Annotated in this window: 31 protein-coding genes; 17 read left to right on the forward strand and 14 right to left on the reverse strand. The window is 44.6% G+C overall.

Translation table 11 applies throughout. The annotated features are described in order from the left end of the window. Positions 1-101: 101 nt before the first annotated feature. From MuYL_RS01985 to MuYL_RS02020, 7 genes are all read left to right on the forward strand, one after another. Entirely contained in the window at positions 102-509 is a 408-nt protein-coding gene (locus MuYL_RS01985) for a DUF4199 domain-containing protein (protein ID WP_094568931.1), read from the forward strand. Then, a complete protein-coding gene (locus MuYL_RS01990) occupies positions 502-801 on the forward strand; it encodes a DUF2752 domain-containing protein (RefSeq protein WP_245845740.1) in 300 nt (99 codons plus the stop codon). The genes MuYL_RS01985 and MuYL_RS01990 overlap by 8 nt, the downstream gene beginning before the upstream one ends. A 153-nt stretch (positions 802-954) precedes the next feature. Then, a complete protein-coding gene (thiL, locus tag MuYL_RS01995; protein WP_094572822.1) occupies positions 955-2,004 on the forward strand; it encodes a thiamine-phosphate kinase in 1,050 nt (349 codons plus the stop codon). A 335-nt stretch (positions 2,005-2,339) separates the two neighbouring features. After that, positions 2,340-3,152, forward strand: coding sequence for a serine O-acetyltransferase EpsC (gene epsC, locus MuYL_RS02005; protein WP_094568933.1), 813 nt, complete (start codon positions 2,340-2,342; stop codon positions 3,150-3,152). A 4-nt stretch (positions 3,153-3,156) separates the two neighbouring features. Beyond that, entirely contained in the window at positions 3,157-4,029 is an 873-nt protein-coding gene (cysM, locus tag MuYL_RS02010) for a cysteine synthase CysM (protein ID WP_094568934.1), read from the forward strand. A gap of 126 nt (positions 4,030-4,155) precedes the next feature. Next, positions 4,156-5,028 (forward strand): KPN_02809 family neutral zinc metallopeptidase, encoded by an 873-nt coding sequence (gene ypfJ / locus MuYL_RS02015; protein ID WP_094568935.1) that lies wholly within the window; start codon positions 4,156-4,158, stop codon positions 5,026-5,028. Positions 5,029-5,114: 86 nt separating this feature from the next. Beyond that, entirely contained in the window at positions 5,115-5,825 is a 711-nt protein-coding gene (locus MuYL_RS02020; protein ID WP_094568936.1) for a DUF2490 domain-containing protein, read from the forward strand. A 5-nt stretch (positions 5,826-5,830) separates the two neighbouring features. Here MuYL_RS02020 and MuYL_RS02025 read toward each other — a convergent pair whose 3' ends face one another. The 3 genes from MuYL_RS02025 to MuYL_RS02035 all read right to left on the reverse strand — a co-directional run bounded on the left by MuYL_RS02025 (position 5,831) and on the right by MuYL_RS02035 (position 8,706). Continuing rightward, the gene (locus MuYL_RS02025; RefSeq protein ID WP_245845743.1) at positions 5,831-6,832 is read right to left on the reverse strand and encodes a glycoside hydrolase family 43 protein; all 1,002 of its coding nucleotides are present in this window, start codon (positions 6,830-6,832) and stop codon (positions 5,831-5,833) included. An 11-nt stretch (positions 6,833-6,843) separates the two neighbouring features. Continuing rightward, positions 6,844-8,055, reverse strand: a complete 1,212-nt coding sequence (locus tag MuYL_RS02030; protein WP_170309716.1) for a DEAD/DEAH box helicase — start codon at positions 8,053-8,055, stop codon at positions 6,844-6,846. Between the two features lie 222 nt (positions 8,056-8,277). Next, positions 8,278-8,706: a CBS domain-containing protein gene (locus MuYL_RS02035; RefSeq protein ID WP_094568937.1), complete on the reverse strand. Its 429-nt coding sequence runs from the start codon at positions 8,704-8,706 to the stop codon at positions 8,278-8,280. 678 nt (positions 8,707-9,384) lie between these two features. Here MuYL_RS02035 and MuYL_RS02040 point away from each other — a divergent pair. The 9 genes from MuYL_RS02040 (at position 9,385) to MuYL_RS02080 (ending at position 17,089) form a co-directional block, all read left to right on the forward strand. Then, the gene (locus MuYL_RS02040) at positions 9,385-10,044 is read left to right on the forward strand and encodes a 3-keto-disaccharide hydrolase (protein ID WP_094568938.1); all 660 of its coding nucleotides are present in this window, start codon (positions 9,385-9,387) and stop codon (positions 10,042-10,044) included. A 75-nt stretch (positions 10,045-10,119) separates the two neighbouring features. Next, positions 10,120-11,865 (forward strand): GMC family oxidoreductase, encoded by a 1,746-nt coding sequence (locus MuYL_RS02045; protein WP_094568939.1) that lies wholly within the window; start codon positions 10,120-10,122, stop codon positions 11,863-11,865. A gap of 10 nt (positions 11,866-11,875) precedes the next feature. Then, positions 11,876-12,526 carry a gluconate 2-dehydrogenase subunit 3 family protein gene (locus tag MuYL_RS02050; protein WP_094568940.1) on the forward strand — a complete coding sequence of 217 codons (651 nt, stop codon included), beginning with the start codon at positions 11,876-11,878 and terminating at the stop codon, positions 12,524-12,526. 225 nt (positions 12,527-12,751) lie between these two features. Then, a complete protein-coding gene (locus tag MuYL_RS02055) occupies positions 12,752-13,261 on the forward strand; it encodes a hypothetical protein (protein ID WP_094568941.1) in 510 nt (169 codons plus the stop codon). A 125-nt stretch (positions 13,262-13,386) separates the two neighbouring features. Further along, entirely contained in the window at positions 13,387-13,965 is a 579-nt protein-coding gene (locus tag MuYL_RS02060; protein WP_094568942.1) for a LemA family protein, read from the forward strand. Positions 13,966-14,080: 115 nt separating this feature from the next. After that, entirely contained in the window at positions 14,081-14,515 is a 435-nt protein-coding gene (locus MuYL_RS02065) for a TPM domain-containing protein (RefSeq protein WP_094568943.1), read from the forward strand. Between the two features lie 10 nt (positions 14,516-14,525). Further along, on the forward strand, positions 14,526-15,323 hold the full coding sequence (locus tag MuYL_RS02070; RefSeq protein WP_094568944.1) for a TPM domain-containing protein: 798 nt from the start codon (positions 14,526-14,528) through the stop codon (positions 15,321-15,323). Between the two features lie 215 nt (positions 15,324-15,538). Further along, positions 15,539-16,429 (forward strand): heme-binding protein, encoded by an 891-nt coding sequence (locus MuYL_RS02075; protein ID WP_211710226.1) that lies wholly within the window; start codon positions 15,539-15,541, stop codon positions 16,427-16,429. Between the two features lie 111 nt (positions 16,430-16,540). Further along, positions 16,541-17,089, forward strand: coding sequence for an NUDIX hydrolase (locus MuYL_RS02080; protein ID WP_094568945.1), 549 nt, complete (start codon positions 16,541-16,543; stop codon positions 17,087-17,089). A gap of 24 nt (positions 17,090-17,113) precedes the next feature. On the opposite strand, the gene MuYL_RS02085 is transcribed toward MuYL_RS02080, so the two are convergent. The 11 genes from MuYL_RS02085 to MuYL_RS02135 all read right to left on the reverse strand — a co-directional run bounded on the left by MuYL_RS02085 (position 17,114) and on the right by MuYL_RS02135 (position 24,109). After that, complete coding sequence (locus MuYL_RS02085) at positions 17,114-18,517, reverse strand: NHL repeat-containing protein (protein WP_170309717.1); 1,404 nt, start codon at positions 18,515-18,517, stop codon at positions 17,114-17,116. A gap of 236 nt (positions 18,518-18,753) precedes the next feature. Next, positions 18,754-19,101, reverse strand: a complete 348-nt coding sequence (gene rplS / locus MuYL_RS02090; protein WP_094568947.1) for a 50S ribosomal protein L19 — start codon at positions 19,099-19,101, stop codon at positions 18,754-18,756. Between the two features lie 269 nt (positions 19,102-19,370). Continuing rightward, positions 19,371-20,048, reverse strand: coding sequence for a tRNA (guanosine(37)-N1)-methyltransferase TrmD (trmD, locus tag MuYL_RS02095; protein WP_094568948.1), 678 nt, complete (start codon positions 20,046-20,048; stop codon positions 19,371-19,373). A 127-nt stretch (positions 20,049-20,175) separates the two neighbouring features. Beyond that, the gene (locus MuYL_RS02100; protein ID WP_094568949.1) at positions 20,176-20,577 is read right to left on the reverse strand and encodes a VOC family protein; all 402 of its coding nucleotides are present in this window, start codon (positions 20,575-20,577) and stop codon (positions 20,176-20,178) included. After that, positions 20,567-20,989 carry a VOC family protein gene (locus MuYL_RS02105; protein WP_094568950.1) on the reverse strand — a complete coding sequence of 141 codons (423 nt, stop codon included), beginning with the start codon at positions 20,987-20,989 and terminating at the stop codon, positions 20,567-20,569. Before MuYL_RS02105 ends, MuYL_RS02100 begins: the two co-directional genes overlap by 11 nt. 54 nt (positions 20,990-21,043) lie before the next feature. After that, positions 21,044-21,244, reverse strand: a complete 201-nt coding sequence (locus MuYL_RS02110; protein WP_094568951.1) for a helix-turn-helix transcriptional regulator — start codon at positions 21,242-21,244, stop codon at positions 21,044-21,046. A gap of 1 nt (position 21,245) precedes the next feature. Then, on the reverse strand, positions 21,246-22,130 hold the full coding sequence (locus MuYL_RS02115; protein ID WP_094568952.1) for a hypothetical protein: 885 nt from the start codon (positions 22,128-22,130) through the stop codon (positions 21,246-21,248). Further along, positions 22,127-22,570 carry a hypothetical protein gene (locus tag MuYL_RS02120; RefSeq protein WP_094568953.1) on the reverse strand — a complete coding sequence of 148 codons (444 nt, stop codon included), beginning with the start codon at positions 22,568-22,570 and terminating at the stop codon, positions 22,127-22,129. Before MuYL_RS02120 ends, MuYL_RS02115 begins: the two co-directional genes overlap by 4 nt. A 64-nt stretch (positions 22,571-22,634) precedes the next feature. Beyond that, on the reverse strand, positions 22,635-22,835 hold the full coding sequence (locus MuYL_RS02125) for a hypothetical protein (protein ID WP_094568954.1): 201 nt from the start codon (positions 22,833-22,835) through the stop codon (positions 22,635-22,637). A gap of 118 nt (positions 22,836-22,953) precedes the next feature. Further along, complete coding sequence (gene rimM, locus MuYL_RS02130; protein ID WP_094568955.1) at positions 22,954-23,478, reverse strand: ribosome maturation factor RimM; 525 nt, start codon at positions 23,476-23,478, stop codon at positions 22,954-22,956. A gap of 82 nt (positions 23,479-23,560) precedes the next feature. After that, entirely contained in the window at positions 23,561-24,109 is a 549-nt protein-coding gene (locus MuYL_RS02135) for a 30S ribosomal protein S16 (RefSeq protein WP_094568956.1), read from the reverse strand. A gap of 373 nt (positions 24,110-24,482) precedes the next feature. Between MuYL_RS02135 and MuYL_RS02140 the strand changes: the two genes are divergently transcribed. Further along, positions 24,483-25,532 (forward strand): PAS domain S-box protein, encoded by a 1,050-nt coding sequence (locus MuYL_RS02140; protein WP_094568957.1) that lies wholly within the window; start codon positions 24,483-24,485, stop codon positions 25,530-25,532.

A 25,532-nucleotide genomic window follows, 5' to 3' on the forward strand; every position in this document is an offset into this window, starting at 1 on the left:
TTAATTAGAAAAGGGACCCGATGCGTTGTTAGCAAATATGCTCTTATTTAGGGCGGGCCTCCGATCTTAACCGATCATCACCCTAAAACATAAACCATAATATGAAAAATGCTATTATTTCCGGCTTGTTTATAGGCATTTTAAGCGGAGCCTGGATGTTTATTATGCACGCAATGGGCTTTTCGCCCCAAAGCAGTGGCCTTGAACCAGTTGAATATATATCTGTAATTATTCCATTAGTAGTTTTATATTTTGGCGTGCGGAGTTTCCGGTCTAATGAGTGCCGCGGCCACATGGGCTTTTTAGAGGCGTTAATGCAATGCTTTAAAATATTAATTATGGGCGGTATCATAACCGTTGCTGCAGCTATTATTTTTATTGATGAATTTGCCAGGGAAAATACCCTTATGGATTTTTCAGGTCGTATCTTTGGAGCCCTGCTGGTAGGCATCCTATTTTCATTGGGTGTATCCGTATTACTAACCACCAAACCCAATAAGGTTGATTAAAACAGCATTCAGCAAATATTTTGAACTTTGTTTTTGGGTGTCGGCGCTGGTGTCATTAGCACTTACCAACCCGAACAACCAATCCCATTTCTCATTGTGCCCGTTTAAATTATTGGGCGTTACATGGTGCCCCGGCTGCGGCCTGGGGCATTCTATTTCCTTTTTATTTCACGGCGACATCAAAAATTCGCTGCATGCACACTGGCTGGGAATCCCGGCAGTTGGCGTTATTTTGTACCGCATAGTTGTTTTGGCAAGAATGAGGTTTTTGGTGCCCCTGGCACATAAATAAAGCAATTGCACTAAAACAGGTTATTTGCGTTTGCTTTTGTATTTTTGCAGATCGTAAAAATACAGGGCATTGTGCGTTGCGGATGGTATGAACAAGTTTGCAATGGCAAGCAACAGCCGGAGTAAAAAAGGGCCGGTAAAATCAAAAAATAACATGTTTGATAACAAAGAAAGAACGAATATTGAAGAGCTGGGCGAATTTGGCCTGATCAATTACCTTACAAAAAACATAAAGTTGGTGCAAAAAAGCACCATCAAAGGGGTTGGCGATGATGCGGCTGTGCTTGATTTCGGGGGAAAGAAAACCCTGGTTTCAACGGATATGCTGCTGGAGGGTATTCACTTTGATTTGGCCTACACACCGCTAAAGCATTTGGGTTATAAAGCTATACAGGTAAACCTGAGCGATATTTACGCAATGAATGGTACCGCATCGCAGGTTACTGTTTCTATCGGCATCAGCAGTAAGTTTCCGCTGGAAGCCGTTGAGGAATTATACGAAGGGATCTACCTGGCTTGCGACAAGTACAATGTTGATTTGGTGGGCGGTGATACATCATCATCAAAACAAGGCCTAGTAATAAGCGTTACATCAATTGGTTATGCCGATGAAAAAGATATTGTTTACCGCAATGGTGCCGAAGAGGGTGATCTGATCTGTGTATCCGGCGATTTAGGCGGTGCGTACACCGGCTTGCAGCTGCTGGAGAGGGAGAAGCTGATCTACCTGGAAAACCCAAACATTCAGCCAGACCTTGAAGGAAAAGATTACATAATTGAGCGCCAGTTGAAACCGGAAGCCCGCAGGGATATTGTCGATCTTTTAAAGGAAATAGAAGTAAAGCCAACGGCGATGATCGATATCTCGGACGGTTTGGCATCTGAATTACTGCATATTTGTAAGCAAAGCGACAAAGGCTGTAATTTATACGAAGAAAAAATTCCCCTTGACCCGATGACCTTTGATACAGCCCGCGAGTTTAACCTTGACCCAACAGTTTGTGCCCTAAGCGGCGGGGAGGATTATGAGCTGCTGTTTACCGTTAAACAGACCGACTATGACAAGATAAAATTTAAAATGGACATTACGATAATCGGCTACATCACCGAGCCATCCGCCGGTTGCAACCTGGTAACAAAGGGCGGCGTAGTTCACGCCTTAACTGCGCAGGGCTGGAACGCGTTTACACCGCCTGCCGGGTAATTCAGGCTAAATTTTTTGCTTAAGGGCGCCAGAACAATATTTAACCCTCCAATCCGAAAGGATCCGGAGGTTTTTTTTGCTTAGTCCATTAACGATGAACTTATTTGATTCATCACTCTTGGCTTTAGCCCAGGTCAGCCAGCGCTGTATTCGTCGTCGAAAAATTTGTTTTATAATCCTGCGCACCTTTTTACAAATCAACAACATTTTTTTGCATAAACTTGCAATGTATATTAAGTCGGTAGAGATGAGCGTTAACGCATATACAAACCATTATTTACCCGTTAGGTTACCATAGTGGCTTAGTAATATTAGCCGGTACAATAAACTTTAACATGGACGAACATTTTTACACGCAAATTTTTGATAAGCACAAACATGTTGAGGCCGTGCCTTCTAACGGTCAAATTACGGACTGGGCGCTGCAGGTTATTCGCCTGTTGTTCCCTGAACATTCCAAACAGGATTTTCATTCAGTTGCCGAGCTGAAAGCCGAGTTTAAAAAGCTTACGAATGAACTTTGCCTGATAATGCAGGCCACCAAAGCCTGCGAGGGCTGTAATAAGGAAGAGCTGGCGACAGCCGTTTTTGAGCAACTACCCAATTTATACCAGTTGCTGAACACTGACATCAGGGAGATTTTTGAAGGCGACCCCGCTGCCCGCACGGAGTTTGAGGTGATCCGTACCTATCCGGGATTTTTTGCCATCTCGTTTTACCGGCTGGCACATATTTTATATAAGCAGGATGTGCCGCTGCTTCCGCGTATCCTTACAGAATACGCACATTCCAAAACAGGAATTGATATTCACCCGGCGGCACAAATAGATGAATATTTTCATATAGACCATGGTACAGGTATTGTTATAGGCGAGAGCTGCATTATAGGCAAACACGTAAAGCTTTACCAGGGAGTTACCCTGGGCGCCTTAAGTGTATCTAAAGATATGGCATTTACCAAACGGCACCCTACTGTTGAAGATCACGTGGTGATTTACTCCGGAGCTACTATTTTAGGCGGCGAAACCGTTATCGGCCACCATAGCACCATAGGCGGGAATGTTTGGATCACCAAAAGCGTTAAGCCCAACTCAACAGTTTATCACAAACCGGCGCTGATTGTTTTAAATAAAAAAGCTAAAGATTAACGGAATGGCTGGAATAATTGACCTCATTGGCAATACGCCGATGGCTGAAATAAAAAGACTGAATCCTAATCCTAACGTGCGGATTTTTGCCAAACTGGAAGGAAACAATCCAGGCGGAAGCGTGAAGGATAGGGCAGCATTGAATATGATCAGGAGCGCCGTGGAGCGTGGCGAAATAAAAAAAGGCACTAAACTTGTTGAGGCTACCAGCGGTAATACAGGTATCGCCCTGGCCATGATAGCCAGTTTATACGGCCTGGAAATTGAGCTGGTGATGCCCTCAAATTCTACACGCGAGCGCACCCTTACCATGGAAGCTTTTGGTGCAAAGGTAACCCTGCTTGAGGGAATTGAGCTTTGCCGCGATTATGCCGAAGAAAAAGGAGCAGGCGGCGGTTACTTTTTGCTGAACCAGTTTGCCAATCCAGACAACTATATGGCCCATTACAAAACTACCGGCCCCGAAATCTGGCGCGATACCCATGGACAGATTACACATTTTGTAAGTGCAATGGGGACAACCGGTACTATCATGGGCAACTCACGATATTTTAAAGATCAAAATGCAGGGATTCAAATTGTGGGTTGCCAGCCTACAGAGGGGTCATCTATTCCTGGCATCCGCCGCTGGCCGGTAGAGTACCTTCCCAAAATATTTGAACCGGAACGCGTGGACCGGGTGATAGATATTTCAGAAGCAGAGTCGGTTCAAATGGCCCGCAGGCTGGCCCGGGAAGAAGGTGTTTTTGCAGGGATGAGCAGCGGCGGCGCAATGGCTGCGGCCATAAAAGTAGCACAGGAGTTAACTGAAGGCACCATTGTATTCATTTGCTGCGACAGGGGCGACAGGTATTTAAGCAGCGCTTTGTTTGGATAACCGCCTTCCTGATTTTTGCCTTTTTATTTGCCCGGATAAAAACAGAACTCAAAGTTTTTTTCAGCATGGCGGGACTAAACAATCCGGCAAAATAGCTGTTATCCCTCAACAACAAAACACAAAATTATGCAATGGTTTGGCGGACGCGAAAGCGACAATGTTGAAGAAGGCAGCAGCAGTGGCGGCGGCCGCGGGTTTATTTTTGGCGGCGGTATTATTGGCTTTATCGGGCTGCTTATTTATTTATTTACGGGCGTTAACCCGGCCCAATTGTTAAACGGCGGCGGCGGCGACAGCTCGCAGCAACAAAATACCCGGGTAACCAATGGGCCGGAAGGCAATCAGAAAAAATTTGCACGCGTTATACTAGCCGGTACCGAAGATGTTTGGGATAATATATTCAGCAGCATGAACCGTACTTATACCAAACCCACTCTGCACCTTTACAGTGAAGGCGTTGACGCAGCGGGCTGCGGATTTGCCAGCTCAGCAACCGGACCCTTTTATTGCCCCGCCGATAGAAAAGTTTACCTGGATACTTCATTCTTTGCCGAAATGCAGCAGCGTTTCCAGGCACCGGGCGAGTTTGCAGCCGCCTATGTAATTGCGCACGAGGTTGGCCATCACGTACAAAACCTGCTCGGTGTTTCGCAGAAGATGGACGAGGCCCGCCGCAGGCTGAGCCAGACCCAATATAATAAGCTGTCAGTTAAACTGGAGTTACAGGCTGATTTTTACGCGGGCGTTTGGGCGCATTATGAAGCAAAGAACAGCCAAAACGGCATCGTCATTAACAGGTCAGATATCGACTCCGCGCTGGTTGCAGCCAACGCCATTGGCGATGACCGCCTGCAGAAAAAATACCAGGGGCGCGTAGAGCCGGACAGCTTTACCCACGGCACCTCAAAACAACGGGCGTATTGGTTTAAAAAGGGATTCGATACCGGTGACATCAGCCAGGGAAACACCTTTGCCGCGGGTGAATTAGATGAAGAATAAATGAAGATTTGTATTTTCGGGCATAATTATTTGGTAAATGTGCCGTTAAAGGGGCTGTATTTATTTAATTTTTGAACCCTTACCGCATGAAATTAAAATTTTTGTTTTGTCTTTTAATTATCCAAACCGCTTTATTAAACATTGCCTCGGCCCAAACCAACGAACAATCGTATTGGGGGGCATGGTTCCACACGCAAAGGATTTCAAAACACTGGGGCGCGTCGTTTGACGGGCAGGTTCGCTCAGCTCATCATGCCCGCTATGCAAAGCACATACTTTTAAGGCCATCAGCCAATTACTATTTTGATAAAAATAAAAATGCAGCATTGGGGTACGCCTATATTGCCACTAACGGGCGTTCGGGCGAAACAAAGACATTCAGGCCCGAGAGCCGTATTTTTGAACAGTTTATCGTTACCCACAAAGCCGGCTTAAATACACAGGTAACACACCGTTTTAGGCTGGAGCAACGCTTTTTAGGCCAAACAGCCACTCAGCACGATTACTTTTCGCAGCGTTTCCGTTATTTTGTAAGAGGTGTTGTACCGCTTAACCGCGATTCGGTATTTACACGCGGTACTTTCCTTGCCCTGCAGAATGAGACATTTGCCAACGTGCAAAATAAAGCAAAGGTAAACAAGCACACATTTGACCAAAACCGCGCCTACATAGCTTTTGGCTATCGCCTTAATAAGATGATTGATGTGGAAGCGGGGTATCTTAACCAATATATTAAACAGGCCGAGGCTTATACCATAAACCACGTGGCACAATTTGCTTTATATACCCGTTTTTAAAGATGCTATTTTATAACCCTTGCAGCCACCCCTTCATTGGTGATTTTAACGGGTTTTATAAGCCCGTCGGCGGTGAAATACATTTTATCAATACACGTTACACGGTGGTTGCCATCTGTTTCGCCCAGCGGGCGGCGGTGATACACAATGTACCACTCATCGGTGCCGGGCACATTTATAACTGAATGATGGCCGGCGCCGGTTGCTATTTTAATATCCTGCTTTAATATGGTTGCTATCCGCTTAAAAGGGCCAAACGGCGTCTTGCCGATAGCGTAGGCTACCCGGTAATCAGGGCCGGTCCAACCCCCTTCGCTCCACATCAGGTAATATTTGCCTTTACGTTTAAACATCACCGGGCCTTCAACATAATCTTTTGGCGTTATCAGCTTAAATGTGTCACCGTCATCAAACGGGACCACGCCGGTAAAGTCTTTATTCAGTTTGGCTATGTTGCACTGGCCCCATCCACCATAAATAATATAGTACTGGCCATTATCGTCTTTATAAACAAACTGGTCAATAGGTTGTGCCTTGTTATAGATCTTCCCGATCAGCGGTTTGCCCAGGTAGTCTTTAAACGGCCCGGCGGGGTTGTCTGATACACCAACACCTATACCGCCAATCTCTTTCTGGTCATCGTGAATATCATTGGCTCCGAAGAATAAATAGTATTTGCCATCCTTTTTGGTTACGGCTGGCGCCCACAGTGCGCGTTTCACCCATTTAACCATGCTGCTGTCAATTACATGTTCGTGTTTGGTCCAGTGCACCAGGTCGGGCGATGAAAAAGCGTCCATAAAAACCTGCTCGTCATATTTTGCCGAATAGGTTGGGTAAACCCAGTAAGTTTTATCAAATACCTTTGCTTCTGGATCGGCATACCAGCCTTTAAAAATCGGGTTGCCTGAATATTCCTTTTTTTGCGCCGATACAACGGAACACAACGATACTAACGCAACTATAGAGATGTTTTTAGCTGCTTTCAGGTACATGGTTTTGATCATGTGGTAAAGTATTATTTTTTTGGTCTGCTTTTGTTACCCCAGCGCCGTTGTGGCGGCCTTTTATTGGTGGAGTGCTCCTGTTTAACCATTTCGATTGACTTCAGTTCATCGGGCACTTCTATCAGGCGGATAGGTTTTTCTATCAACTGTTCAATGCTTTTCAGCTTGCGTTCGTCACGATGGTTAACAAAAGTTATAGCTGTGCCAGTAGTTTCGGCCCGCGCAGTACGGCCAATGCGGTGAATATAATCTTCGGGGTCGCCCGGAACATCGTAATTGATCACCAGATCAATCCCTTCCACATCAATCCCGCGCGAAAGTGCGTCGGTACCAATGATAACCGGAAGTTGTTTATTTTTAAAGTTGAGCAGGATCTCTTCGCGTTCCTTTTGTTCCAGGTCTGAATGGAAAGCACTTGCCTTAAAATGAGCCGCCTTTAATTCCTTCGCCAGCGCTTTTACAATTTCTTTACGCGATGCAAAAATAATGGTACTGGAGTACGAACCATTTTTGAGCAGCATTTGTAATAGAGGCGTTTTTTGCTGATCGTGCACGCGGTAGATCTGCTGGTCAATTCCAACTGCTGGTTGAGACAAGGCAATATTGATCTGCTCCGGTTCGTTCAGGATCTTTTTTGCCAGCGAGCGGATGCGGCCCGGCATGGTAGCCGAGAACAACAGCGTTTGCCTGGTTTTAGGCAGGTAGCTGATGATCTTCATAATATCGTCAGAGAAACCCATGTCTAGCATGCGGTCAGCCTCGTCTAAAATCAAATGGGTTAAATGGTTCAGCTTTAAAACGCCCGAAGTAAGGTGTGCTATCAGCCTGCCTGGTGTGGCAATAATAATGTTTACATTGTTTTGAATGCCCCGGCGCTGTTGCTCGTAAGCGCTGCCATCGCCGCCACCAAATACAGCTATAGAGCTAATGCCCGTAAAATAAGCCAGGCCTTCTACCTGCTGATCTATCTGCTGGGCCAGCTCGCGGGTTGGCGCCAAAATAAGCGCGCTGGTATGGTGCTTATTGGTTTTGCCAATAATATCCAGTACCGGCAAAAGATAAGCCCCTGTTTTCCCCGTGCCTGTTTGGGCACATGCAATAATGTCCTGTCCGTTTAATATAACCGGGATGGCCATCTCCTGTATTGGGGTTGGAGTGGTGAACCCCATACTTTCTATGCCTTCGAATAATTGCTCGTTAAAATTAAAATCCTTGAATGTCACTATACTTTTATAGGTGATGAGGTATGCAAGGTAGGAAAAAATGTTGGGGAATGGCAATTTTACCGTTTTTAACAACGCTCTTCGCCAAATAAACCATTAAAAGGCTAATTCCCGGCGCGGCTAACCCCAAAAACTGAACCACCGGAAATAAAAACAGCAAAGCTTCACCTGGACCATAAGTAATGCCACATATAAATTGGCCGCATTGCCCCAGGCAAACAATTATGATTGAATGTAACTCTTTAACTGCTCAATAGTTTCCTCGTGCGACAGGATGGTTTCTGTTACCACATCGCTGATGGAGATGATCCCGCACATGACATTGTCTTTGAAAACAGGTAAGTAACGCAGGTTGTTCTCGCTCATCACATGCATACAGGTTTCAACTGAATTTTCAGGTATCATCCGTGGAAAATCGGTACTCATAATTTCCCTTACCTGGGTTTCTAATGATGATTTTCCCTGTAATATCACTTTGCGTGCATAGTCACGTTCGGTCAGCAAGCCGGCATAGGCACCATCTTCGGTAATAACAACAGAGCCTATGTTTTTGGCTGCCATAAGTTTCAATGCGTCTAAAACGGTGGTGTCGCCATCAATGGCTATCACAGCACTGCCCTTGCGGGCGAGAATGTTAGATACTTTTTTCATAACAAATTGGTTATCAATGGTAAATTGGGCTTATCAAATATAACAAATGAAATATAACAATGCATATTAAAGAAATATGAATTAATTGCCGACTTTACATGTAGTTTAAATCAATTTGTGCTAATAGGTTATTGGAGAGTCGTTTGTAAGAGTTTTTTTACATAAAACCATTAAATAAAAAATGTAAGTTTGCTGCCCCCCTAAACTAAACTTTGGTAAAATTCAATGTCAAAAAAAATATTAAGGTGTTCTAAATGTAATTCCCCTTACCATTTCGAAAAGCAACGAAACTGGTTTGGGCGCAATTTGTTATTCTTTTTGCCCCTGCGAAGGTATTTCTGCGCCAAATGTTTAAAAGACCGCTATGTTTTAATAACCAGGGAAAAGCTCAAAGGCTATCAAAAAGTATAACTTAGCTAAAATAAGTCTGGTTTAAGGGTTTATCTGTTTTGCTCTTAAGGGAAAAAGCAAACCACTGCTACTTTTGTTCAGGCACTTTTACTGCTTTCGGGGCTTCTATTATCCTCGTGTAACAATCTTCCTGCTGTTTTTTCATCAAACAGAAATTTATTATAATTTTACTACCCATTGTAATAGCTGGGTTTGTGATGCGTTTGTTTTAAGAATAGACGCATTTACATGCAGCAATACACCAAACAAACAAACTAAATTTATAACATGAAAAAAGTACTGTTAAGTATTCTGGCATTTACTGCGGTAAATTGCTCGCTTATGGCGCAAACCACCAAACTGTTTGACGGTAAAACCACTACCGGCTGGCACAGTTATTTAAAAACCGGGCCTGGTGCATGGAAAGTTGTTGACGGCGCTTTACAGCTTGACCCAAAAGCTCCTGACCAGGGCGATTTGGTTACAGATAAAGAGTATGAAAATTACGAACTTTCATTACAATGGAAAATTGCAGAAGGCGGCAATAGCGGCATTATTTTCGGCGTTCATGAGGATCCGCAATTTGGAGCCACTTATTTAACAGGCATCGAAATGCAGGTTTTGGACGATAAAGGCGCTGAAGACAACAAAAAAGCAACTCACCTTGCGGGTTCATTATACGATATCGAAGCCGCATCAAGCGCTGCCAAACCAGCGGGGGAGTGGAACAAAATAAAGATCCGTAAGGATAATGGGCAGCTTACCTTTTGGATGAATGGTAAAAAAACCATTGATGTTAAAATTGGTAGCCCCGAATGGCAGGAGATGTTAAATAACAGCAAGTTTAAAACCTGGAAAGGTTTTGCGGCATATCCTAAAGGCCGCATCGCATTGCAGGATCACGGCGCTGTAGTTTCATTTAAAAACATCAGTATTAAGGAAATTTAATTTATCAGTTGTTAGCATACAACGCACGAAAATTGATTTTAAATTAACGATAACAGATCCAGAACTAAACTAAATATGAATAACGACATACAGATAAAAAAAACGTCAACTGTTTACGATGCCATTGTTGTTGGCTCAGGTGCCGGCGGAGGTATGGCAGGGTATGTATTGGCCCATGCCGGTTTAAAAGTATTAATGCTGGAGGCGGGGCCATACTTTGACCCGGCCAAAGATTCTATGCAACTGAAATGGCCTTATGAATCAGCCCGTCGCGGTGCAGGCACAACCCGCTATTTTGGCGATTTTGATGCCGCCTATGGTGGTTGGGAAATTGACGGCGAGCCTTATACTACAAAAGATAAAACAGAATTTCACTGGTTCCGCTCGCGCATGATGGGCGGACGCACCAATCACTGGGGCCGTATTTCTTTACGAATGGGGCCAGATGATTTTAAAGGCCACCATATAGATGGCTTAACAGACGACTGGCCGATAACCTATGACGATGTAAAACCTTTTTACGATAAGGTTGACCGCATGATAGGTGTTTACGGTACTGTTGAAGGCTTACCGAACGAACCGGACGGCATCTTCCTTCCGCCGCCTAAACCGAGGTTGAACGAACTTTTTATAAAAAAGGGCGCAGCAAAGGCAGGGGTTAAAGTAATTGCGGGCCGTGGTTCGGTTTTAACCGAGGCGCTGCCCGGCAACAAAGATCGTGGTGCCTGCTTTTTTTGCGGGCAATGCGGGCGCAGCTGTAAAATTTACGGCGATTTTTCGGCCTCATCATGTCTTGTTATCCCGGCCTTAAAAACCGGAAACCTCAAGTTAATTCCTAACGCTATGGTGCGTGAGGTGCTTACCGACGACAATGGGCTGGCAACCGGGGTTTCTTATATCAGCAAAGATGATATGCAGGAATACCAGGTAAAAGCAAAGCTGGTTATTTTGGGAGCGAGTGCCGGTGAATCAGCGAGGTTGCTGCTCAACTCCAAATCATCCAAACACCCTTCCGGGCTGGCAAACAGCAGCGGCGTGGTTGGCCGTTACCTGCATGACTCAACCGGATCAAGCGCCGGCGGCTGGCTGCCAGAGCTAATGGACCGTAAACGTTACAATGAAGATGGCGTGGGCAGTGTGCATATTTACGGCCCCTGGGTTAAAGACAATAAAAAACTGAATTTCCCGCGCGGGTACCATATTGAATTTGGTGGTGGCCTGCATATGCCAGGGTACGGCTTTAGCGGCGGTATCCAGAACATGAATGGTGCTGTACCGGGCCGCGACGGCAAAACGAAGGAAGCCGGTGGCTTTGGAGCCGACCTGAAAGACGACTACCGCCGTTTTTACGGAACCGGGTTTGGCATGGCCGGACGCGGTACCGCTATTGCCCGTTACGATAACTATTGCGAAATTGATCCGGATGTGGTTGATAAGTTCGGTATCCCAGTACTGCGTTTCCACTACAAATGGAGCGATTACGAGATCAAGCAGGCAAAACACATGCAGGATACATTCCAGGAGATAATGCATAACATGGGCGGCGCTATTTATGGCCCGCCGGCAGGGCCTGAAACCAACTACGGACTGGAGGCCCCGGGGATGATCATCCACGAGGTGGGCACCGTGCGGATGGGCGACGATCCTAAAAAATCAGCTTTAAATAAATACAGCCAGGCACATGATTGCAAAAACCTTTTTGTGGTCGATGCTGCGCCGTTTGTTCAGCAGGGTGACAAAAACGCTACCTGGACAATCCTTGCGCTATCCATGCGTACCGCTGAATACATTTTATCTCAACGTAAAAAATTAAACGTTTAATCATACAACCATGAACAGACGCGACTCATTAAAAGCTATAGGTTTCGGCACACTTTCAACAGGATTACTACTCGATGCCTGCAAACCGAAAGATAACAAATTAGCCGAAGACAGCACAGAAAATGCCACCCCGGCTGCGACAGAGGCGGGACGCCAGCCCTTTGAGGTTGAACGCGATAAAAAGCTGAACGCCGAAAAGTTTTTTAACGACCATGAAATGGCTACCATTACCGTGCTTGGCGATATCATTATTCCAAAAGATGCGCGTTCTGGCAGTGCTTCAGATGCAAAGGTGCCGGCCTTTATAGAATTTATTGTGAAGGACATGCCCGAGCACCAGACCCCCATGCGCGGCGGACTTCGCTGGCTGGATATGCAGTGCCTTAACCGCTACGGCAAAACGTTTGTTGATGCCGGCAGTGCCCAGCAAATAGACATGGTTAAACAAATTGCCTATCCTAAAAAAGCAACCCCCGAAATGGCACAAGGCGTATCCTTCTTTAACCGTATGCGTGACCTCACGGCTTCAGGCTTTTATACTACCAAAATGGGAATAGAAGACCTGGGCTATGTAGGCAACGCGCCCGGTAAATGGGACGGTGTGCCTGCCGATGTGCTGAAACAATATAAAATAGAAGACCCCTGGGGTAATAAATGGTAAAACAATTAAGATTTGCCCCCCGATAGCCGGAGTTTAAACACCTGCTGACCCGCAGATTAAATTCCCGTCCCGCACCACCCTTACATTGAGTAGGGGTGATGCGGGATTTTATTTTTAACGGCCTTCCTGCTGCCTGGCAACGAGTTGGTAAAGTACCAGGAAAAATAGTCATTGATAAATAAATAGAATTTGCATAAATTCGTATTAACCTAACCAAATTACGATATGCACCAGGATCAACTTCTTAAAGGAGAAATACTGCTCTCCTATTCAGATGAAGAAATAATTACACTAACAACCCATAGGGTAAGGTATAAAAGTAAAAGCTGGGGCCAATCCAAATTCATTTCTATAATGCTCGAAAAGATAAGTTCTTTACAGGTGGTGTACATTTCCTACCCTTTTCTTTTAATAATTGGAATTATTATGAGCATAATGGGATTTGTAACCGGGTTAACCAATAATTACAGTTCGGGAATAATGTCCCTGTCAATAATACCAGGCGTTGTCTTCGCAATAGCTTATTTCATCACACGAAAGCATATTTGCGTTATCTCGTCAGATGGAGGTGCGCCAATTATATTCAAGACAGAAGGGATGAGCGCGGAGAACATTACAGAAATAATGGATAAGGTAGAGCTGGCAAAAAACAACAGGATGGTGCAATTACAAAGCCTCCAATACGATATAAATAACAGATACGTACCTAAATGTCCTTTTTCTCCTTCGGCCTGATCCTTTTCATTACATTTACAAAAAAACACTTTTGCCATATTGGCACCCCAAACATCTTTTGTAACAACGGTATGCTATTTGTAATCTAATAAGCGTAAATTCACAAAACACAAAACCTAAAAAACATGAAAAATCTATTAATAGTATTAGGCGTCATCATTGTGATTTGCCTGTTTGGCTCATGCAGCTACAATGGCATGGTAACAAAGCAGGAGAACGTAAAAGCCAAATGGGGCGATGTACAGTCGAATTATCAGCGCCGTTCAGATCTGATCCCAAATCTGGTTGCTACCGTTAAGGGGGCAGCTAACTTTGAAAAAAGCACACTGGTTGAAGTTACCAAAGCCCGTGCAAAAGCAACCTCCATACAAGTTGATCCTACGAAATTAACACCTGAAACCATTCAGAAATACCAGGCCGCACAGGGCCAGTTAAGTACTGCACTGGGCCGTTTGCTGGTTGCATCAGAAAACTACCCCGACCTGAAATCGAACAGTAATTTCAGTAGTCTGCAGGCCTCGCTTGAGGGGACCGAAAACCGGATCAATGTTTCCCGCCGTGACTTTAATGCCGCTGTACAGGAATACAATACAACAATCCGCTCGTTCCCGGCTGTTATAGTTGCCAAAATGTTTGGCTTTAATGAAAATGGAAGCTTTACAGCAGATCCGGAATCGCAAAAGGCGCCAAAAGTTACATTTTAAATTTTGTTGATTGCACCGGCGAATGGAGTAATTAAACCGGTTGCCAGTTAATAAGTATATTCACTTTAGCGCTGGTGCAAATCATTTTCAATTAATTAATGTAATCAAACGTAGCATGGCCCTATTTAACGAAGAAGAGCAACAGCGGATCCGCACCGCAATTGAAAATGCCGAAAAGCATACATCGGGGCAGATGCGGGTTTGCATCGAGAAAACATGCACCGAAGAGGTGCTTGATCGTGCAGCCAAATACTTTCACCAGCTGGATATGCACAAAACCAAGTTGCGCAACGGCGTGCTTATTTATGTGGCTACGGTTGACCGCAAGTTTGCCATTATCGGCGATGCTGGCATAAATAAAGCTGTCCCGGCCAATTTTTGGGATGATACCAAAGAAAAAATGCTGGAGAACTTTAAGTATGGCAACCTGGTTGAAGGAATTGTTACCGGTATTAATATTGCGGGCGATCATCTCCGGGAGTTTTTTCCTTATCAGTCTGGCGGCAGCAATGAACTATCAAACGATGTAGCCTTTATGGACGGCGAATAAACTTAAACCGATGTTAAAAAAACTCATTTTATTTATTAACCTGCTGCTGGTTGGTTTTATAGCCATCGGGCAGGATCTGCCACCAAAATCAAACACGTTAGTTACCGATTTTACTAAAACCACGCTTAACGACGAGCAGCGTGGGCTGCTTGAGCGTAAACTGGTACAGTTTAGCGATTCTACCTCAACCCAAATAGCGGTGGTCATCATTAAGTCGGTTGGCGACTATGACATTAATGATTATGGGCAAAGGCTCGGTCGTGCATGGGGAATAGGCGAAAAAGGCAAAAATAACGGGGTCCTGGTATTGGTTGCGCTCACAGACCGTAAGGTGGCTATTGCAACAGGATACGGTGCAGAAGGCGCGGTGCCGGATGTAGTTACCAATCAAATTATCCAGAATAATATACTGCCGCGATTTAAACAGGGAGATTACTATGCGGGCCTTGACGAGGGCACCACCCAGATCATGAAATACATGAAGGGCGAATATAAAGCAAGTAAAAAATCTGCTAAGGTTGATGATGGCGGTGGCTTTCCTGCTGGGATTGTTGTAATTATTGTAATTGTGATATTGATTATAGTGTTCCGCAAGCGCGGCGGCGGTGGCGGCCACATTATTGGCGGCAGGGGCGGCGCAAGCCCGTTCTGGTGGTTTCTTGGCGGCACCATGCTTGGCAGGGGTAGCGGCGGCTGGGGAGGCTTCTCGGGCGGCGACGGCGGATCAAGCGGCAGTGACAGCGGCGGCGGCTTCGGCGGGTTTGGCGGCGGCGATTTCGGCGGCGGCGGATCAAGCGGGAGCTGGTAGAGAGCATTGAATGGTTGATGGAACATAGATTGTTAGCCGAAAACATCACTAAGATTTTTCAGCCTCCTGTCTTCTCATATAGTGTAGGGGCGTCTTGGCAAAAAAAGGCCTGAAAGCAGTCCCTGTGTATTAGCTAATATCTATAAATTTTCTTATTGCTTTTCTGTTTTTTAGGTGTAATTTAGATGCATTAAATCACACCTAAAATTATCACAATGACAGAAAATGCACACCCTTTATTAAAAGGTTTCGTACGCCTAAGCGGCTCCGTAGCCGAAGTAGCAAACAAACTTGGTCCGCTTGCAGGCCTGGAAGGAACCTGGCACGGCACCGATGGCTGGAACATGATCGCCGTTCCCTCGCAAAATCACGGCACGGCTGGTTTTACACTACTGGTACAAAATTATTCAGAAACAATAACCTTTACGGCAATTGGCGCACCCGTACCTAACCGTGGCGGCGCAACGGAACAATTTATCACGGGGCTCACGTATGAGCTCACCGTTACTGATAATACTACCCAGGGTATATTGCATATTGAAAACGGTATGTGGTTAAATATGGCCGATGTGCAAATTCAGCCCGACGGGCCTGTGAAAGCGGCTGCTCCAATGCCGTTTACCATTGCAAGGATGGCGAGTATTCCTCATGGTGATGTTGTAATGGCGCTGGGCAATGCAACAACCACGAGCGGCGGCTTTTCTATTCCTGATATCAATGCACTGCCGGTTGAGCTTGGACGGCCTGATTTGGGATATCTTGACCCTTATAAGATCATTCAGCAATTTCCGCAGTTTAGCGCGCGCAACCCCAATTTAATGCTGCAAAAAGCGATACAAAATCAAAAGATAGGTAATGTAACCACCATTCAGGTTGATACCAATAACCAGGGCGGGAATATTTCGAACATCCCTTTTATTCATGAGCATGTGAATGCATCGAGGTTCTTTTCAACCTTCTGGATAGAGGATGTATCCATGAACGGGGTTAATTTTAAACAGCTGCAATATTCACAGCAGGCCGATCTTGATTTTCTGCCGAAATTCCACGCGCCGGGCTTAATTATGTGGCCCCATGTAAATGTGAATACCCTGCGGAAACAATAGGTTTCATAGTTGATGGTTCATAGTCAGTAAACAGGATCATAAGCAGCTTATTGTTATGAAGTAAATAAGCTATTTATTACATTCGCCACGTTCAACTATGAACCATTAGCTATGCACGATGAACTGAAATGGAAAAAGCTTTCCTCCCATTATCTACATAAAGGGCCATGGGCCACACTTCGCTCCGATCGTTGCGAAATGCCCGATGGGCGCGTTGTTGAAGATTATTATGTTTTGGAATACCCCAACTGGGTAAATGCCGTTGCACTAACCGAAGATAATAAGGTGGTGATGGTATATCAGTACCGCCACGCCGCAGGTATTGTTTCGCTCGAAATTCCCGGGGGCGTTATTGAGGCTGGTGAAACTGCTGAAGATGCCTTGCGCCGCGAGTTATTGGAAGAAACCGGTTACGCGTTTGATAGCTTTGAGCTATTGTGCGAAGTTTATGCCAACCCATCTACCGCCAACAATAAAACCTCGTGTTTCCTGGCGCGGAACGGGAAAAAGGTGCAGGAACAACAATTTGATGATCATGAAGACCTTATTGTTGAAACTTTCACTATTGATGAAATTAAGCAACTGCTGGCAGATAATAAAATAGCCCAGGCACTACATTGTACCGGGCTATTTTATGCGCTGCAGAAGCTCAAAGATTAAAGCCCTATTAGCTTTAGCCTCTCGCTATGGTGTGCGGGTTACTGTTAATTTGCGGATGCAGTTATTGTTCTGGTCGGCAACGTAAATGTTGTTATTAGCATCAACAGTAATAGCCTGCGGGCTATTGAACAGGGCGCTTGTTCCGGTACCGTTTACAAAGCCAGAAACATTTAACGTACCTGCAAGGATATAAAGCACATTGGCTGTGGTACATTCCATAATGCGGCCGCCTTCATCAGCAATATAAATATTGCCGGCAGCGTCAAGCGCAATACCAGCGGGATAGTTGATCAGGTCGGTTTGTGTCGGGCCGCCTGCTATGGTTGTCACCACGCCAGCCGAAGTGATTTTACGAATAGCTGAATTTCCCTGGTCGGCCACATATACGTTTCCGGCGGCGTCTGCTGCCACGCCGTTAGGATGATCAAAAGCTGCAGCCGTGCCCGTTGCATTCACATAGCCGGCTGTTTTAACGCCCGCAAGGGTGGTTACTACGCCTGCAGCGGTTATTTTGCGAATGGCATTGTTGCCATGGTCGGCCACGTAAACGTTGCCGGATGCATCCACTGCAATGCCCGCAGGATTGTTGAACGTTGCTGCTGTACCTGTGCCGTTTACAAACCCGGCAGTGCCATTACCGGCAAGTGTACTGGCCACGCCTGCTGCTGTTATCTTTCGGATAACGTTATTACCGAAATCAGCCACATACACGTTGCCTTGTGCGTCAACAGCCATTCCGTTAGGTCCGTAAAACTCAGCGGCAAGTGCACTGCCGTCGGCATAGCCAATTACCCCTGTTCCTGCCAGGGTTGTGGTTAAGCCGGCAGCGGTAACCGCGCGAATGCGGTTATTATAGGTATCGGCTACATAAATCTTCCCTGAAGCATCCGCAGCAATCCCGCTGGGATTATTAAACATTGCGCTTAATCCTGTTCCATCCGCATAGCCAACCGTTCCGTTTCCTGCCAGCGTAGTTACAGCAGTAACCACTGCGCCCAGGCCCGTGCTGGTAGTAAATTGCACAACACTGCCGTAAGCAGTGCCGCCGCTGTTGCTGGCGTAAGCGCGTAAATAATAAGTGGTACCCGCTGTTAAGCCCGTAATGTTACTTGTAAAATTAATAGGTATAGTGCCGCTGGTGCTTACTGTTTCTGATGTTTTGCTATCGGTTATGGTAGGCGTTTTGTTGGTTGAGCTGTAACAAACACCGTTCGCCGTTATTGAACTGTTGCCCACATCAGAAATTGTTCCGCCACTTTGCGCCGTGGTTGACGTAAGGTTGATGATGAGCCCGGCCGTTGTAACCGTTGGTGCGGTCCCTGTGTCGGTAGTGGTGGTGGTGCTGGTTTTTTTACAGCTTACCGCTAAAACTAAAACAGACAAGAATAATGCAGGCAAAAATACTTTGCGGAAATAGGGGGTTTTCATGCAAACGAAGAGATAAGGGTGTAAAAAGTTATTCATGCAGCTTATGCCGGTTTTTGTTAATTAACTGCAATTATAGGATTCGTATTATAAATGCGGAAAACTTTAACAATTATTAACAAGCGATGTTGCGACTGGGGAAAGGAACAGGATACGAAAAGGTAAAATAGCAAAAAGCCCTTCCGGAAACCGGAAAGGCTTTGGTATAAATAAATCCTGCGTTTAAAAACGGCTGGAAATTAAACTCTTTTTGATTTGATACGGGCTGCTTTACCTGTAAGCGCACGTAAGTAGTAAAGTTTAGCACGACGTACTTTACCGTGGCTGTTTACTTCTATTTTATCAATGTTTGGTGAGGTGATAGGGAAAATACGCTCAACACCAATTCCGTTTGATACTTTACGAACGGTAAAAGTTTCGGTGTTCCCGGTACTGTTGCGTTGTATAACAACACCCTGGTAAACCTGGATACGTTCTTTATTTCCTTCTCTGATTTTATAATGCACACTTACCGTATCACCAGCTTTAAAGCTCGGAAGTTGTCTTACTACTACTGATTGTTCTTCAACAAATTTTACTAAATCCATGATTTTTAGCTCTTAAAAGCGATTTTTAGCCCGTAAAAATCGGATTGCAATTATAGGGATTTTTTTTAATATAAAAAAGCCTTTATTAAAAATTTCCACATTTATCATTTTGTCAACAATTTCGGGGGAGGCGCTGCTATTTTATATCGATCAGACCGGCCTTCAATAAACAGGTGGTAATGCCTGGATGGGTTTGATTAACTAATACAAAGTCGGATTCGATTTTATTAAAATCAAACACTCGTGCAAAGGCAATCGTTTTCGCCCGGTTATTCATCCAGCAGGTCTGGGCGCCTGAGCCGGGTACGCTCCACCGCCTGTTCAAAGCGCCACTTTTCAATTTCGGGCGTATTGCCGCTTAGCAGGATATCAGGCACCTTGTATCCATTCCATTCGGCAGGCCGCGTATAAACCGGGGCATCCAGCAAGCCGTCCTGGAAAGAATCTGACAGGGCGGACGTTTCGTCTGAAAGCACACCCGGGATGAGCCTAACCACGGCATCAACCAAAACGGCAGCCGGCAATTCCCCTCCTGATAATACATAATCACCAATTGAGATTTCGCGGGTAACAAAAATATCGCGGATCCGCTGATCAATGCCTTTATAGTGGCCGCAAAGGATGATGATGTTCTGCTTGATAGAAAGCTGATTGGCTATCGGCTGGTTCAGCGTTTCTCCGTCGGGCGACATAAAAATAATCTCGTCGTATTCCCGCTCGGCCTTTAGTTTTTCTATACAGTCAGCAAAGGGTTGTATGGTCATCACCATGCCGCTGCCGCCGCCGTAGGGATAGTCATCAACGCTTTTTTGCTTGCTCGTGGAATAGTCGCGCAGGTTATGTACAACAATTTCGGCAACCCCCTTTTTTTGCGCACGCTGCAATATTGAATGTGCAAATGGGCTTTCGAGCAGGCCGGGTAAAACAGAGATGATATCAAAACGCATAACGCAAAGATAGGGTAATAGAATTAAGAGCGGAAATAGAGCCGTTATTCAGGAAATTAAGCTTCAAAGCGGGATTTGAACTTTAAAACTATAATAGTATATGCTCCTTATTTTAATCCTGTATCAGTTACAACGGCCTGCCAATTTCCCAATGGTGGCCGAAGGGGTCAATAACATGACCCAGCCGGTAACCATAATCCTGGTCGGCAACCGGATAAACCTCTGTGGCGCCGGCCGCAATAGCGCTTGCCGCAAATGCATCGGGATTGGCAACGATCAGCCCCATCCGGATAGGAATGCTGGCCGCCTTCTCCGGCGTGGGATGCTCCGCCCCTGCCCCATCGGCAACAAAAAAACGTGCGCCGTTAATGGATAGTTCAGCTACGATAGCGCCATCCGGGGCTTCAACCCGCATCAACTCGTCGGCGTTAAAGGCTTTCTTGTAAAACTCAACTGCTGCAGCGCCATTGCTAACGGACAGCGTAGGCCTGATGGCGGTTTCAAAATCTGCTGTGGGGTTATTTTCCATAATTTCCTTTTGTTAAGATGTCGGGGTCAAGAATTTTTTCTATCAGCCATTGGTGCCCAAAGGGATCAGTAAATTCGCACTGGCGGTAACCGTAGTCATAATCCTGCACAGGCGACGTGATTGCAGCGCCTGCTTCAAGAGCTTTTGAGACAACGGCGCGCACGTCATCAACCATAAGGCCCAAGGTTACTGTTGTGCCGTTGTGTGTGCCGGGGCTGAAGGCGCCGGGGCGCATCTGCTCGTGCAGGTGGAACAACGCCCCATCTACGGCGAATGCGGCTACATGTACCGAGCCATCATCGTTTTTGAGGCACCAGAGTTCAACTGCGTTAAAAGCCCTGGCGTAAAAGCCGATATCAGTTACCCCCTTGGGGATAATTAACTGCGGTACAAAGGCTGTTTTTGTTTCCATACCTTTCCTTCTTTTGGTTTTCTGGTGATTTTATCCCCGGCTGTAACGCTCGTCTTAGTCTCCCTCTTCCAGTATAAACACTTCTTCGAGCGGTTTGTTAAAAACTTTTGCAATTTTTAATGCAAGCACAGTTGAAGGTACGTATTTATTGCTTTCGATGGTATTTATAGTTTGCCGCGAAACACCCACCGCTTCAGCAAGCTCACCCTGGGTTATATTTTTTATAGCGCGTTCAACGCGGATGTTGTTTTTCATGTCAGATGCTTTTAATTTCGGCCTCCCTCGAGATGCGGTACACCTTAAAGTTAAACCATATAAGAAAAATGAGCGGAATGGTTACCAGGTTCACCAGCTGAACCCCAAGGAAATCGACACCGAAAACAAAGAAGTTTGACAACAGCAGGATGGCATAATTTACATATACGGCTATCTGCATGGCTTCCAGCCGGGTGGATGAGATGAATTCGTCCTCTTCCTTTTCGCGCGAATAAACCCATAACAATAAACTAAACGGCAATATAAACACCGCATCATAACCAACGTCATTCCATTTAAAGGCAAAACTGGCTATAGCCGCCGCAACCATGATTGCGGAGATCCATTTACCCAAAAAGCGGTAAGGCTTATTAGGCAGGAAAAGTACCGGTTTTAAATCAAAATCGTTTTTATTGCGCAATAATAAAAAGTAAAAGCGACCGGTAAAAATAAGTAAAGGTGTAAACAGGTTATAAATATAAAAGTCGAAGTTTTTGGTTAAATCGTCGATTATTGCGCTAATTGGCGGATCCTTAAGCAAGGAACCAAGAAGCGTGATAACAATAATAAATGCATATAAAATATAATTTACCAGGATGGCCCAGTATAAGGCATTAAGTCGCATTTTGGCCGTTAGCTCATCTTCTTTTTTCACCCTTGAAAATGCAACCAGCAATAATCCTATAATTACAAGGGTAAGTGCAAGTTCATTTGTAAAGTTTTCCATCGCGCTCAAAAAAATCGAGCTTTTTGCTCTCAGGCGAATTTCAAATCCGGGGATCTCGTAGTTCCTGTAAACAACAAAGTAGCCTAAAACAAACCCTGGTATGGCCAGCAGTGCACCTAAATACTTAAGTTTAGGTGGAAATAAAAATGACGTTTTCATTTGGTGCCCTCCTTTATTGAACGATTAAGCCTGAAGATCATCCAACGAAACCTTACGATAAAGAACACCAGCGGAATCCATAAGTTTAAATACAGGATATGGCCCTTATCGTTGGTAAGCACCAGTGTTGTAAATAACACTAGGTAATTGAGATATATCGCCCATTGTAATGAATCCAGGCGCAATTGCGAAATCTGTTCATCTTCAATTTTTTCCTTCGAGAATGCGACGAGGAATAGGCCGGCGGCCATAAGCAGCGCAGTTGCGATAAAAAAGAGGTGGTCGGGCGTAAACAATTCCGGCACATCCATGCCCTGGTTATATCCTTTAAAATTATTGCCGGCATAGATCTTCATAACTACCATTACAGGAATATGAAGAAAGATCAGGCACCAGCCGGCGTACCTGCTCCAATGTGGAAATAAAAAGCGCGTTTTCATGATTTGTAAAGTTTGATTTACCAAATGTAAAACAAACTTTACAAAAGTCAAATAAACTTGACATTTATTTTACTGCAGGAATAAAATGTTTTTTAACCAATGCCTCAACTTTATGGCGGATATGCGTTGAAACCGGCTTGCCCCAAATAACCTTATAGGTTCCGTTGGCCCGGGTAATAACAGAAAAGTAGTTACCCAACTCTCCGTTTATTTCACTTGGGTTGTTTAACTGTATTTGTCTGATTTCTTTGTCAAAGTTTTCCATCTCTTATTTTTAATTTCTACTTATGCGTATGTTTAATGAGGCCTTAAACCATTATTATTGTTGGATATGTGCTATTAAAATAACTTATTCAACCCAATTGAACTCAATCAACCAACCTTTAATCCAGGTAAATGTCCAGTAAGCCATCAGGGAGGTCAACCCTGACTATTTCCTTTACCACATCAATGCCTTTAACCACTTCTTCGTTCAGCGGGAAAAGCACTTCGCAATTCTTATACGTAAGTGTGGCTATTAACTGCTGCGGGTATTCATGAATATCGGTTATTACACCCAGTTCGCCTTCATTGTCATCAATAGCGGTAAAGCCCTTCAGGTCCATCAGGGTAAATTCCTGTTTTTTCTTTTTTGGCTTTAGTTTATTGGGGAGGTAGAGGTCCTTTTTCGCCAGCAATGCTGCCTTTTCAATGGTGTCCACATCTTCCAGCACCAGGTAGGCGGCATTTTTTTGAAGGTACTTTATCGAGCTTACAAAATAAGGAACCAGCTTGCCGGCTATTTCAATAAAAAGGGTATTGAACCTGATGTCTTCCAGTCCGTCAAAATCGGTATAAATGTGCAGTTCGCCCTTCAATCCTTTTGTCTTTATGGTGCTGCCTATTCTGAAACAATCGTCGGTTGTCATAATGCTTTATGCTAAGGTAAAAAACAACAATGGCGAAGAACCTGTTAGGATCTTCGCCATTGTTAAATATTGTAAATTGAAATTACTCAGCGCTTTCAGCTTCAGCAGATGCTTCAGGCTCAGCAGAAACTTCGCCTTCTTCTTCGGCAGGAGCTTCAACTTCTTCAACTTCAGGGGTGTTTTTTGCAGCAATTGCAGCAGCTTTAGCCTCTTTCTTCTTAGCTTCGGCAGCCAGAGCAGTTTTACGTGCTTCGTCTTTTGCTGATACTAAAGTTGATTTTTTACCTGTGATTTTTCCATCTTTGGTATCAAGCCATTGCTGGAATTTTGCTTCAACCTGCTCTTCGGTTAATGCACCTTTTTTAAGACCACCCTGTAAGTGTTTTTTGTATAAAACACCTTTGTACGATAAAATCGCACGGCAAGTATCTGTTGGTTGTGCGCCACTGTTAACCCAATCAAGGGTTTTATCGAAGTTAATGTCGATAGTTGCAGGGTTTGTATTTGGGTTGTATGAGCCTAAACGCTCAATAAAACGTCCGTCACGCGGCGCGCGCGCATCGGCTACTACGATATAATAAAAAGGTTTTCCTTTTTTACCGTGTCTTTGCAATCTGATTTTGGTTGCCATTTTTTTATTTTATGTATTCAACATTGTCCCCGGAGTTCTTTCTGCGGGGATGCAAAGGTATAAAATATATTTATTAAATGGAAATGATTTTATGATGAGCAGGTTAGAAAAGACCGGAGGCCTGAAAGTATCTTTTTAATTTACGGAGACGGCACGGGTTGGTTTATATAATTCATGTTTTAATTCAATACATTTCGTTGCTTTGAGGCTTAAGGCCTTTTCATCTTTTTCTTAAATTATTCTTTCAAAACCCGGCATATATCAGTACTATCGCAAATAATAACTACATTTTAAGAGCCTGTGGCTCTTAAATGTAATTTATTTAAAATAATAGTTAAATTTATAAATATGGCTAAAGCAATTACAATAAAATATGCCTGATCTTCTTCTTAGGGAACTTGGGTTTTTATTTGACGACAACCCTCACCCCATGTGGGTTTTTGAAATAGCATCTTTAAAAATACTAAAGGTTAATAAAGCAGCTACTTCCCGTTACGGATATGCTGAAAAGGAATTCTTGGCGCTTACCTTGCGCGACCTGCTGGGGCCCGATAGCCTTGAAGGGTTTGATAGTTACCCGTTGGAAAATAACCTGGCGAAATCCAATTTAAATGAAGTTATCCATACCGGAACGTGGAAGCATAAATGTAAAAGCGGCGAATTTATTTTTACTGAAATTACCAGCCACGGCATAAAGTTTAAAGGGCTTGATTGCCGGATAGTTGTTGCAGGCGATGTTAGTGAAAAATTACGTTATAAGGAAGAGGCAAAAATAAGAGAACAGGAGCTGGTATGGACAAAAAACAGCCTGGAAGCACTTATAAATAACACGGAGGATCAAATCTGGTCGGTTGATAAAGAAACCCGCTACGTGTACATGAACCGCGCCTATCGTGAAAAAATTGACCATTTAACAGGCGTAGAACCAAAAGAAGGTGATTTTTCATACTTACACGGGGGGTATAATAGTGAGCGGATTGAGCGCTGGAAACACTATTATCAACGGGCGCTTTCCGGAGAAATCTATACCATAACAGACGGTTTTACAGACCCCGTAACGCAGGAGGCTCTCTCTTTCGAGGTGAGCTTTAACCCGATTTATAACACCGGGGAAGAAATTACAGGCGTGGGCTGCTTTGCACGTAATATTACCGAGCGGCTTAAAATTGAAAAAGCCATAATTGACCAAAATGAGCGCCTGCGCCACATCGCATCTTTAACGTCGCACGAATTGAGGCGGCCGGTTGCAAGTATGTTAGGGTTGATAGCGATTATGGACAAAGCGAACTTCTTTAATCCCGATAACAAGGAGATTATTGAACACTTGCTAACGGTTGGGAATGAAATTGATGAGGTGATCCGCCTGATAGTTGATAAGGCCTTTATCCACGTTGATCAGCCGGATAAATACCAGTCTCCCTGA

The organism is Mucilaginibacter xinganensis (assembly GCF_002257585.1).
Taxonomy (GTDB): Bacteria; Bacteroidota; Bacteroidia; order Sphingobacteriales; family Sphingobacteriaceae; genus Mucilaginibacter; species Mucilaginibacter xinganensis.